This is a genomic window from Desulfitobacterium sp., assembly GCF_035539115.1.
GTDB lineage: Bacteria > Bacillota > Desulfitobacteriia > Desulfitobacteriales > Desulfitobacteriaceae > Desulfitobacterium_A.
The window spans coordinates 1-12344 of record NZ_DATLJA010000021.1 but is presented as its reverse complement, the minus strand read 5'-3'; the positions used below and the strand labels follow the sequence as shown (position 1 = coordinate 12344).

General features: G+C 41.0%; 10 protein-coding genes and 2 pseudogenes. 7 read left to right on the top strand and 5 right to left on the bottom strand.

Going from position 1 to position 12344, the window contains the following annotated elements; translation table 11 throughout:
• The 6 genes and pseudogenes from VM640_RS03780 to VM640_RS17230 form a co-directional block, all read left to right on the top strand.
• Positions 1–288, top strand: a 288-nt coding sequence (locus tag VM640_RS03780; protein WP_325390085.1) for an acyl-CoA dehydrogenase family protein, incomplete at its 5' end; no start/stop codon positions are given.
• A gap of 174 nt (positions 289–462) precedes the next feature.
• On the top strand, positions 463–1701 hold the full coding sequence (locus VM640_RS03775) for an MFS transporter (protein ID WP_325390084.1): 1239 nt from the start codon (positions 463–465) through the stop codon (positions 1699–1701).
• A 368-nt stretch (positions 1702–2069) separates the two neighbouring features.
• Entirely contained in the window at positions 2070–3308 is a 1239-nt protein-coding gene (locus tag VM640_RS03770; protein WP_325390082.1) for a CoA transferase, read from the top strand.
• A gap of 328 nt (positions 3309–3636) precedes the next feature.
• A pseudogene (locus VM640_RS17120) lies at positions 3637–3720 on the top strand (formate--tetrahydrofolate ligase); the annotation flags it as partial.
• A gap of 180 nt (positions 3721–3900) precedes the next feature.
• Positions 3901–4287: a DUF6951 family protein gene (locus tag VM640_RS03760; RefSeq protein ID WP_325390078.1), complete on the top strand. Its 387-nt coding sequence runs from the start codon at positions 3901–3903 to the stop codon at positions 4285–4287.
• A gap of 28 nt (positions 4288–4315) precedes the next feature.
• Positions 4316–4930, top strand: a complete 615-nt coding sequence (locus tag VM640_RS17230; protein WP_325390076.1) for a DUF2284 domain-containing protein — start codon at positions 4316–4318, stop codon at positions 4928–4930.
• A gap of 160 nt (positions 4931–5090) precedes the next feature.
• Here VM640_RS17230 and VM640_RS03750 read toward each other — a convergent pair whose 3' ends face one another.
• The 3 genes from VM640_RS03750 to VM640_RS03740 form a co-directional block, all read right to left on the bottom strand.
• The gene (locus tag VM640_RS03750) at positions 5091–6395 is read right to left on the bottom strand and encodes an MFS transporter (RefSeq protein WP_325390074.1); all 1305 of its coding nucleotides are present in this window, start codon (positions 6393–6395) and stop codon (positions 5091–5093) included.
• 268 nt (positions 6396–6663) lie between these two features.
• The gene (locus VM640_RS03745; RefSeq protein WP_325390072.1) at positions 6664–7644 is read right to left on the bottom strand and encodes a D-2-hydroxyacid dehydrogenase; all 981 of its coding nucleotides are present in this window, start codon (positions 7642–7644) and stop codon (positions 6664–6666) included.
• Between the two features lie 407 nt (positions 7645–8051).
• A complete protein-coding gene (locus VM640_RS03740) occupies positions 8052–8333 on the bottom strand; it encodes a hypothetical protein (protein WP_325390071.1) in 282 nt (93 codons plus the stop codon).
• Between the two features lie 693 nt (positions 8334–9026).
• On the opposite strand from VM640_RS03740, the pseudogene VM640_RS17225 reads away from it, so the two are divergent.
• Positions 9027–9650, top strand: a pseudogene (locus VM640_RS17225) (transposase family protein); the annotation flags it as partial.
• 330 nt (positions 9651–9980) lie between these two features.
• Here VM640_RS17225 and VM640_RS03725 read toward each other — a convergent pair.
• Together VM640_RS03725 and VM640_RS03720 are read right to left on the bottom strand one after the other, a co-directional pair.
• On the bottom strand, positions 9981–10433 hold the full coding sequence (locus VM640_RS03725) for a flavodoxin family protein (RefSeq protein ID WP_325390086.1): 453 nt from the start codon (positions 10431–10433) through the stop codon (positions 9981–9983).
• 349 nt (positions 10434–10782) lie between these two features.
• Positions 10783–12021, bottom strand: a complete 1239-nt coding sequence (locus VM640_RS03720; protein ID WP_325390065.1) for an IS4 family transposase — start codon at positions 12019–12021, stop codon at positions 10783–10785.
• Positions 12022–12344 lie beyond the last annotated feature (323 nt).

The window sequence follows — 12344 nt, the reverse complement described above, 5'->3', positions numbered from 1 at the left end:
ATGAAAATAAAAATCGAGAATATGAAAAACATGGTTTATAAATGCGCTTGGGAAGCGGATAATGGTCTGCCTCTTCAAATCTCTTCAGCCTTAGCTAAACTCTATTGTGCCCAGTCAGCCAATGAGGTTATTGATGACGCCCTGCAGATTATGGGCGGCATTGGCTATACCACCGATTGTCGTATCTCGAGATTATGGCTGGATGCTCGTGTCTTTAGAATTGGCGGCGGTACGGACGAGGTTATGATTCATGCTGCTGGTAGAGCCATTCTGAAACAATACAAATAGTAATAGACTTTAAACCGCATCGTCGAGTGATTTTCCTTAATCCTTTACTAGAATATTTAATTCCCCCCAATAAATGAAAGGAGGTGTTAGGGAAGTAACAAGCAGGGGGGGATATAAAATATATTTCACAAAGCGTTTTCTGTTTATTTTTAAGAAAAGGAAGGGGAACTAGACATGGAACAAAGTAAAAAAATTCATTACGCTTGGTTTGTATTCATTTCTTTAGCCTTGATGTTCTTTGCCTCAGTAGGAATGTTGGGAAATACCAACGGACTCTATCTGACTCCGGTTGCCAAAGAAATGGGCTGGACACGTACAGATGCATCTTGGTATTTAACCATTTATATGTTAGTTATGGCGTTTAGCCAACCCTTTGCCAGCCGATTGATTTATAAAGTCAGTCCGAAGTTATTATTGGGTATTGCCATGACGTTTGTTTGTGTAGCTACAGGAGCTGCTTCCCAGTTTCATACGATTATGGCTTGGAATATCTCTGCAATCTTTATCGGTCTTGGCCAAGCAGTCATTATGTACCTTGCAGTGCCTATCCTTCTGGGTAACTGGTTTAACAAAAAATTTGCTACGGTTTTAGGTATCGCCTTGGCACTTGGTACTCTGGGTTCTGCGATTGCCAATCCTGTTGCTGGTGCGTTGATTACCCAATATGGCTGGAGAAGCGCTCGCCTCATCATGTCTGTGGCCGCTTGGGTGATAGCCATGCCTGGCATTCTCTTTATTATCCGTTTTAAGCCTGCAGATATGGGCTTAAAACCTTACGGCTATGAAGAGGGACAAGACTCTAAAGCTGCTGCACCTTTAAAAGGGGTTTCAGCAATGAATGCCCTGAAATCTCCCGCAATGTATATGGTTGTTCTGTTAGCTGGCTGTGTTGTCTTGTTTGCCTCCATGAATACACAGATTCCTGGATATGCTACTTCAGTTGGACTGGCCACAACGGTTGGAGCATTTGCCATGACCATTCTGAACTTTGCCAATATGGGCGGAAAAGTTTTCTTGGGTTGGCTTACTGACCGTGTAGGATACCTTGGCGCTATGCTTACGGCCTTAATCAGCGGTATTTTAGGGGCAATTATTATTCTGATGGGTGGCGGAAACGTTACCATCTTCTACACGGGTTTGATTTTCTTCGGCCTTTGTTTTGCTTCTCTGACAGTGATGCTGCCGTTGGTTGTCAAAGGTATCTTTGGACCCAAAGAATTCGGGAAGATCTATAGTAACGTTACCATGGTACAAAGCGTCATCTCAGCCTTCGCTGCCATTATTTACGCAAAAATTTTCGACATCTCCAAGAGCTTTGTCTTTGCTTGGCAACTTAACCTTGTCACCTTGACGCTTGGTATTATCCTGTTATTGGGAGCCGTTAAGATTGGCAAGAAGCTGATTCACGAATAGAACTTATCCAGCGCTCTTTTCCATACTTTAGTGGTAAACCCCAGTCTTCTATGGGATTGGGGTTTACTGATTACCCTCTTTTTCCTAGGAATTTTTGTATATTTCTGCTTTACTTCAGACACTCCTTCCTGGTTTATTTCGGCGTCTATCGGCATCTTCACAGCAGGTATCTGTCTAATGAAGCTGGCCTGCATCGGTCTATCTGATGATTCTCGGTGGAGGATCGATAAAAAGAGCACTTCCTCTATTGAGTTAGGGTTATCTGATGAACAAATAAAAGAACTCTATGAGAAAAAAGTTATTACCCAAAGGGATTTCCAAACAGCAATGAAAACCAAGTAGTTGTCTGAAAAGAGGAGATTAACATTATGGAAGAAAACACTCAAATGCCGAAGTTCGGCATGCTATCCGGTTATCGTGTAGTGATGATGGGAGCATCCGTTGCCGCTCCTTTCGCAGGGGAATTGTATGCAGAAAATGGTGCAGATGTAATTTGGATCGAACATCCCACGAATGTTGATGCTGGCCGTGTTGCCCGAAAAAGCGGGAGCTGGCAACAAGATCGTCGAAATATGCGCAGCTTAGCTATGAACTATACCAAAGACGAAGGTAAAGAAGTTTTCTTGAAACTCTTAGAGACAGCCGATGTTTTGATCGAAGCTTCTATTGGAGGGCGTTATAACAAAATGGGCTTGAGTGACGAAGTCCTATGGGAGCGCAACCCCAAATTAGTTATTGCCCACATCTCGGGTTTTGGGCAAACTGGACTTCCGGAATATGTGAATCGTGCAAGTTATGATCCTATTGCCCAGGCTTTTGGCTGTGTAATGAGAATGAACGGTATGCCGGGTCAGCCTTCTGCACCTGCTATGCCCTTCCCAGGTGACTACACAGCTTCCTTTTATGCTTTCGGATTGACTCTTGCTGCTTTGCTTAAGCGAAATGAAACAGGCAAAGGGGAAAGTCTTGACCTCGCTCAGTATGAATTGATGATGCGTATTCAAGCCAACTATCCGACCGACTATCTCCGTTATGGTTTAGATTATACGAAAGAGGGAAATCATAGTCGGATTTGTGCAGGCTATGGCACCTATCCTTGTAAAGATGGCAACGAAATTTATATGCTCTTTTTAAATCCCGGAGTACTTCAAAAGGGTTTGCCTGTGCTCGGCGTAGAGTACGGTACAGAGCTTATTCCTGAAGGTTCTTCCTTTGTTCCGGTGGATACTCCTGCTGCCGAAATGGTGGAAGCCGCAATTATCAAGTTCTGCTCTGAGCATACTGCAGAAGAGGCCGAAGCTCTCTTGTCAGCAAATGGCGTTCCTTGTTCCCAATTGCTCAATTATGAAGAGGCCGTGAATCATCCGCACTACAAAGCTCGTGAAGTCTTTACGATCTGGACTGCTGCCGATGGAGAAACACAAATTCCCGGGGTAAATATTGTCCCAAAGGTCAAGAATAATCCTGGTCAAATATGGCGTGGTGCACCTAATATCGGCATGGACAACGAGGATATCATGGAAGAGCTCGGTATTCCTAAAGAGCTTGTTGAGAAAATGTATACAGAAGGCAAGTTAGGCAAGCGTAGCTATTTCGAAACCAAGTAAGATAAACCAGGGTGTTTTTTAGAAAGAAATTTTTTGGAATCAATCCGTTCATAAATACTGTGAGCATACTAAAATCCCAATTCGTAATAATCCATATTATATCTAACTGTTTGGCAGTTTGGTTAAATTAGTGAACACAAATACTATCACATGGAACAAATGAATATGCAAAGTCCACATATATCGAGTCTTTTCATGGACACAGACTTGGAATGGGTTTTGCTATTAGTAGAGTTAGGAATCGCTAAACAATAATACCGCATTAAAGCGTTATATTGGAGGTAAAAATCTATGAACGAACAGTCAACGGTAAAGCATCCTTGGTTGGATGACCATGCCAGGATTGACAAAACGTCCAGCAGCGATGAGAATGGACATTGATGCTAACGGAGTAATTACGGGCTTGTTCTAATCCAACCACGAAAATAGAAATATCCATGAAGAAGAGTGTCAAGCCTGCATACGCTCAAACGATTATAGTAAATTAAGTAGGAATGAAGAAGCCCTGGCAGCTGCAACCAGCATTGTACGGGGCCTCTTAATAGTTAATTAATTAGTGGCTTACTCTGATTGAAGTGTTGGAGGGATTAAGATGGCGACAGGAATTATTCACGCTGGGGTCTGCGGCTTTACCATTAATGTCAAGGCAGTGATCGATGACACCCTAGCAACTTCGCGAAGAAGCAAGATGATAAAATTGGAGATCAGCAGCGATTGTCCTAATTACCAAAAGATGGCCAAAGAGTTAACCGACGTAGATGCTTACAAAGAAATTATGCATAAACTTCATACGGGGAAGGTTTATGAAGTTTTTTCAAAATATAGCCCGCATCCCAGCTGCCCAGGTGTCTCCGGAATTATAAAAACGGTGGAAGTGGCAGCCGGTTTAGCATTGCCACAAACTGCTAGCATTAGTGTAACGAAGGATAATCCTTCGTTAGATGAATTGGGCAAGATCCAAAGTGAACCGAAATCTTAGATGTAATAAATTGGATGTGTACTCCGTAGTGGGTCCAATCAGCGATTTAATAGAACGGGCCTTGGGCTTTAAACAGGGACTTTTGTTCCAGACAGTCCATCCAATAGCAACTTCTCTTGACTGGAAAGGCATGCTAGAAGGAGGGGTTAATCATACGAAAATATTTAGGAAAATACTTGAGTGTATGGAGTATAACAACAACCTTAAAGAAATCCTTCCGTTGAATACGGGTCCTTGTACGTATTGCACAAAGTGTGCCTATCTAGTGGGAGAGGTGTGCCAATTTCCAGATAAGGCTGTGTCATCTGTTGAAGCGAATGGCATAGACGTAATGGCTTTGAGAACAGTTGCCATTGCCTGTCAAACGATTGAAGATGAACTTGATGCTATCTACAATACCTTGCTTGACCCTTTCCCGATCGTGTGGGTTGAATCAGGCCTGCACAATTTTCCTTCTCAGTTGAAGGATAGAATACAGCAAGAAATCAATATGTTGGCTCCACCATTCAACTTAAAGGGGAATGGAAGATGGACAGAAAGTTCGGGAAGCAGTAAAGACTGCAGCGACTTCAAAATTTATGGTTCTGACGGGTGGACCAGGAATGGGGAAAACCACCACACCGAGCATTTAGGAATCCAATAAGCTAAAAATAATGATTTGCTGTTTTATCTAAGGACGTCCTGTGAGGGACGCCTTAATTTTTTGTATAAAGAAAGGGGCTACCTTGAATGTTTTCAGGGCAGCCCCAGAAAAGATCATAAGATTATAAATGTTACTCTTAAGAATGTTACTGCTACTAAATTTACGAATCAAAAGCAGCCTTTCTGGTCAGCAGAGCTGCTACAGCACCGAATACTACAGGAATCAGCAGAAGACGCAATATACCAATCGGAGCTATACCCTGAGCAATTAACACGCCCACAATAATGGGCGCAACAGCTCCACCCAGACGGGTCACGCCTGCTCCAAGCCCCAGACCTGTTGCACGTATTGCTATCGGATAGTTTGCCGTCGCAAACGGATATAACAAGCCCTGCGGCATAAGAGTGAAGCCAAACAGGAATAATGTGACTGCAAACATTAAGGTAGACGTCTTTACGGTTACCAAGAACAGGAATACGCCATTTATGACATAGTATAAAAATAGTGAATTCTTATAGCCAATTTTTTCGGCAATTTTTCCTGCCAGAATATAGCCTAAGCATTGACCTAAAAAGTAAATTGTGCTAAGCAGTAAAGCGGATTTCAGTTCGTAACCCATTAAGGTAACGATTTTCGGGAACCATACCAAGAAGGTAGAAATCAAACACATATTGACAAAGAACATAACCCAAATCAATATTGTATTCCGGGCCAGTCCATTTTTGAATAATTCCACTATGGACACTTTTACCTTTTGTACTTCATCCATTTCATACTCATCATCCGGCCGAGGAACAAAGCTTGGGTCTGCTTTCGTTAAAATCGAGACAACTTCACTTTTATCTTTTTTCTTTAAAAGAAGGACCATCGTTTCAGGAATGTACTTGAGAACTAAGGGAACCAGAAGCAGTCCAAGAATTGATACCCCGAAGAAGCCTCTCCACCCCAGTATAGGAATCAGCCAAACTGCCAAAAGCGTGGTGAGCATCTGTCCCAGCGTAATGCCTATGGTATTGGTTATAAGCAAAAATCTTCTTGTCTTTATGGGGGTGTATTCCGACAAAAGAGAATTGGATACCGGTGTTATGGCTGCGATTCCCATTCCACCAAAGAAACGCCATAAAGCAAAAATATAAATATTATTACTGACAGTTGCACAAAGAGCCGTAAAAAGACTGAATAAGACAATGCAGCCAATTAACGTTTTCTTTCTTCCGAATTTGTCGGTTAAATATCCTAGAAGCAGTGCGCCTAAGACAGATCCCCACAGGCTCGCGCTGCCAAGAAGCCCGCTGACTGTAGGGCTCAGACTCAGTTCCTTCATGAGTACCGGAAGTGCTGCACCATAAACCGCTTGGTCGAAACCGTCAACTACCAATGCTAAAAATGTGATAATCCAGATACCACTGAAATACGGATTCATTTTACTGTTGTCAATTATTCTGTGTACATTAACTTTTGCCAAAGAGTTTACCCTCCTTTAAAATGAATTTTGATCATTAAAGGTTAACTTAAAAGTTGTCTTTGACAATCCCCTCCCCAAAATTTAGCAAATATTTTTGATTTTACGAATATTATATAAATTCCAATAATATTTATCTGTCAGTTTCAATACATAAAGTTAATTTATATTGTGTTCTATGAGAAGACCTTGAAAAAGAGGTTAACTTATCAGTTAACCCAGATAAATAAATTTTCTCAGCATAAAATCAATAAACAATAATGGGGTGCTGCTACCAACTGCGGCTCCTCTCCGATTCAAATAGGAGTTCTTCGCCTCTTATATACCTTTGGAGATTTTCTATCAAAACTTTGAAAGCCCTATCATTATAAAACGGTGATTGAGCAGCCGCATGCGGTGTTAAAATGACATTAGGCATATCCCATAATGGGCTGTCTTTCTGCAGAGGTTCATTTACAAAAACATCTAAGCCAGCACCGGCTATTTCTTTTGCTTTCAGAGCATTTACCAAAGCAACTTCATCGACAATCCCACCCCTGGCTATATTGATAAAGTAAGCCGATTTTTTCATCATCCCAAATTCTTTTTCGCCGATCATATTCTTTGTTTCAGATGTGAGCGGGATAATAGCAACTACAAAATCAGCCTCCTTCATAAATTGTTCAGTTTCTGAAGTAGAATAACATTTATCAATCCATTGATTTTGCACGGGAGTTCTCTTTAAAGCAATTACCCTGAAGTCTAATAATTTACACTTTTTAGCGATGTACTCGCCAATCTTACCCAGCCCAATAATTCCGACTGTCTTTCCGAATGTTTCATCACATAAAGCTTGCGCGGCTTCATTCCACTCTTTATTACGCTGAGATTGACCAAATACGGGGAGAGCCCGGAGGAAGGAATAAATATAAGCCAAGACATGATCTGCCATAGGAAAACCATGTATACCTTTAGTACTGGTTATTCTGATATCCATATCTCTAATTTCCGAATTAACCAGGATATCTACTCCGGAAATTACACTATGGATTAATTTAAGGTTTTTTGCGTTTTTACAATAATCAATTACGCCCTCGACATAGGGATATGTTACGAGAATATCCGCATCCGGAGCTTTATGCAAAAGCTCGTTTGCGCTTAAGGCATAGACAACTTCGACTGCCGGTACAACCTCCTTAATACCTTTTATATGATGCTCTTCGATAAAAGGACGGTTCTTATAATCAAGAATGGCAATTTTACTAATATTCATAACTTTTCTCCTCCATTATAATTATAGTCAAACCGAAAACACGATTTGCGGCGTTTTAGTTAACAGTTCAGCCCGTCAGCCGTTATCAGGTAATTGTCACAGCTGAAAGCCAGGGCCTGAATTACACAAGGCGAATAAAGATTTTCTTGAGAGTCATGGGTAAGCACCTGAGAGACGATATTTGGCTCATTGTCAAGGGTATGATATGGTGGAACGACCGGCGTTCGTACGATCTTAACCTGACGAAGGTTTTCCGTAATATACTGGTAGAGTGCCGCGCTGATAAGGCCTAAGCCAACGAAACCAATTTTCTTATACTTCAGTCCTTAATGATATTGACAATAGCTTCAGGGCATCCTTATTCGTATACTTGAGTGTTTGAATTATCGGGTATGTTTTACATGTACCTATTTCCCGGGTTGCTCATTCGGGCGGTACGCTTGTCCATCAATCGCGCCGTGGCCGATTACTGACATTTCAGCCTCAGCAGGAAAAAGAATCGTTGTCCCGTAAGAAGGCGCCGGAATGTCTAAGAAGTAGCGGTTATATCCGCCAAGAAACTGATTATGATTTTGAATAACCAGTGCGTCTATATTTTGATCCATAGAATCTCTGATTGATGACCAGCGACGCTCCAATTCCTTGTTCGGTATTGGACATTTGAATCTTTCCCCAAGGTAATTTAGCATTTGTCCATCCACCCAATCTTTTATTCTTTTAGATAGCAAATTGTTTGTAATTACTTTAATATGTTCAAGTCATTTTATCCTCACCTTTCGCTAAATTAGAATATTTAAAATAAACACTATTTTTTTATAGTATAAATCTTATTATGAGTAAGTTCTGTAATAAAACGTACAGAACTTTTATTATTTATACCTACCACCAATGGAAAAATCCCGTAAACCACGGGAAAATCCAACATACTGAAATACTTTTCTATAATCAAATGGAGTATAGTCCAGGAATCAACGACGCTCCAATTCCCGGGTAGGAAGCGGTAATCTGATTCTTTCTTTAAAACCAGGATAATCAATACTCAATGAAATTCCTCCTTGTGCCTATTGTTTTGTTTAAGATCAAGAAATGATAGTTGAAGTACTTCCTTAATGTTTTGCCTTTAAAAAGATTTAAATAATGTGAATATAGAGTTCTATTATTGATTTCGATCCGTTTTAACCTTCCTGTGGAGAACTTGTCCAGTCGTCCACAGTCCGCACTCCATTCCTTGGGACGATTTGTTGGAACTGGCGACGGATGGCTGAGTAGAAATGTCCGTTCGATCGCGAATTCTCATCTTTGGATACATACCCGTTCTGCATCTATGCCCGCGCTCTTCTGAGATAGAATCATGCTAATCCTACGAAATGGAAGCGTTAGCATTGAAAGATCAGAAGAAAGCGGAAGATATTGTCGCTGGGAGGGTACAACTATTATCACCGATACTGGCAGACGGACTGGACCCAGCCAAAGCCCGTCAAATTAAAGCCGTCCTTGTGAACAAACAGGTTTGTCCGAGCGTACGTTACGTCGGTATATGGCTCAGTATCGAGCTGAAGGATTCCGTGGACTCCTCCCCAAAACAAAAGGCAGACACAAGAATACGCTATTCCCCAGCATCTCTTAGAACAAGCGATTCTATTGTGTCGTGAAGTCCCGAGCCGAAGTGTTAGCCAAATCATTTAGATCCTAGAATGGAAAGAAAAAGCACAGCCGAAACAACTTAAGCGAAGTACTTTACAAGAAAAGCTCATGGAAAGCGGATACAGCTCCTACAAATGCGGATGAATACGAGCTCTGGAATTTCGGCTCGAAGGTTCCAGAAGCGGCATTGCAATCAATTATGGCAAGCAGACATTAAATTCGGTCCTTTTATGCCTATCGGACCGAACGGTACCCTCAAACAAGTGTATCTTGTCTTGTTTATTGATGATACAACGCGATATGTCTTGCATGGTGAGTTTTACCCAACGCTCGACCAGATCATTGTCGAGGACTGCTTGCGCTAAGCTATTCAACAGCAGTTGTGAACTGAAATACGAGTTGCTAATTCAAGTTTGATACGATTACAAGCCTGATATAGGTAGATAAATAAGTCAAGTGTGTTGGAAACTGGAGCTTCTGTATGCTATTAATCGAGAGGAGAGTAGACAAGGAGGGATACAACACTTAAAACGGCCAAAATTGAAGGTTCTAATAGCGCAGATACTTGAGCTAAACGTTCGGCAGATTGTACCTTTTTCACAAAGGCTAAATATGTCAAACATTAAACCACCGAAATCAGATCAGTGATTTCGGTGGTTTAACAAAAAAAATATGTGACCGTGAATATCATCCTATTTTATAAGTAACTCCCCTGCAGTAAATGCCTGTTTTAATAATTCTTCCGATAGCTTCAAATCAGGCGAACTTGTATTAGAACAAATCAAGCTGTCTACGAGCTCCCAACCGAACATTGAGAAGGAGCCATTGACGGACTGGATAGCAGTTTGAAACGCATCTTTGTTGTCATTTCCTTGTGAGAAGATAGTAACTGCTTTTTTCCCAGGATAACGAGCTTGGAATGGGAATGAAGAGCCTCCGATCATAGGGAACATTCTATCAAGCCACAGCTTGGATTGGCCAGAAATTTGCATGAAATAAATGGGTGAGCCAAAAATAATGCAGTCTGCATTTTTAATGTCTTCATACATCGGTTGTAAATAATCTTTTGTCGAGCAACCCTCATGACTCCTACAATAGAAACAGCCTTGGCATCCCTTGATGCCATCATCATTAAGGTCATAGATTTTTCGCTTCTTAGGTTCCTTCTATTTCTTTTATCTCTAACCTAATACGCTTCTTTTCCTCGCGCTCGATTCGTAGGTCCTAAAGGGTCCAAGACAGGATTGAACTATGTTTGAGACGAGTGTACAAAATAATATACAGTTTTGTGCAAGTTAAAGTAAATTGAACAGTAAATATCAGTAGCGTTGCATTAAGCTACATTTAGGTTTGTCAATAAAAGAATTCGCCAGTCCGATGTTGCTTAAATTTACTTTATTGGTGTATACACCCAGTTTGCTTCTCTTGCCCAAGTCCAAAGGAGTATTGACCCAAGAGGTAGTCCTTTTCCACATTTTTACACGATTTATATTGTTACAGAATAACTGGATCGTAGGTTAAGTCATTCAGCCAATCCGTCTCTTCGTTCATGATCTGGTGTTCTGTCACTTTGTAAATCTGGCCATACTTGATCCGCCGAGAACCCTTTTTTCGTCGTCGGAGCTTCTCTAAAAACGAATCGTAGCTTTCGTAAAGACAGGCGATTAGTATCCTCTGTAGTGTCAGCAAATCTCGTTTGTACTCGATTTCAAGCTGGAGTAAAATCAGTGTGCAGTAGGTCATGAGCGCTAAAAGCAATTGGTTAATGACTGCAGTTTCGCTCGTGCCGTAGAAATGCTTAATCTGAGCATGTTGCTTTAACCATTTGAAGAACAACTCTATTTGCCAACGGTACCGATAGATCTCGCCTAATTCCTCTGCACTCAGTTCAAAATCATTGGTCAAGATGGAGAAGGCTTCGTTGACGTTATCATCAAGGGTTACCACTCGGAGTGTATGCTCCATTTTTCGGGAACTTGTACCCAAGACAACATCGACGTCTTCTTCAATAATGCCATCTTCCTCAACCGGTCGTTCAACACCGGTCAATTCAATGGCAGCATTGTTTTTTAGTCGAGTAACAAATCGCACACCGTTTCTGCAGTATTCATCAAACAATTTGTAGTCAATGTAACCCCGGTCAAAAATGTTAAGCGCGTCTTTATCGACAACAATCAGCTCATCCAATTTCTGTTTATCTGCTGTCTTTGCCGGGGTAATGATCACTTCGTCCGGGACAGCCATTCCATCAAAGCTCAGTCGAAGATGCATTTTAACTCCAGCTTTGGTTTTTCTAAATACCGCCCAAGGATACCGGGAAAGGCACAAACTAATGATGGATGCATCGATCATGTACAATTTTCCTAGATGCTGCTGAATTACACCATACCCTTTCTTCTGAGCAACTTTGTTTAAAACCCCTTTGAAGAGCATTTCCGAAACTTTAATGGGTAGGGTCTTTAGTCTCCGGGAAATTTGGCTGTGACTAATGCTTTCTAACCCAATCGCCTGACCGAGATTATCACTCTGAACACTTGAACTGATCTTTCGTAAAGCTTCAAATTCTTGAAGTTGAGCATGACTTATAAGAAGGGCAAGCTGGCTTGTTTTAAGTTTTTGGGATCTCTTATCCAGATTGGGAACTTCCTCATGAATCTTGGCCCAAATATTTTTAGAAAAAATCGGTTGAAACAGTTGCATAAATGTGGATTGCGTAGTATCCTTGTCCTGCATATTTATCTCCTTATAATTTGAGATTTAGGCAAGGACTACCCTAACTCTAATTATAAGGATTTTTTATTGTATTTCACAGGAATAATCAGGAATAACGGCCATTTTTAAAGGATTTTCCTCGTTTTTTACCTGATTTGACATTTGACTTTTTCGCTAATGCATTCATGCAACGCTACTGATTTTAATAATGATTCTGGTGCAGAAACCCTCTGATTTTTTCATCAAAAAGCAGGAATCTACCTCAATTGTGTTGAATTATATAGTATAGTGGAGATAACCATAGATATCTCAATATAATTTATCTATACTGTAGTTTGAGGTGA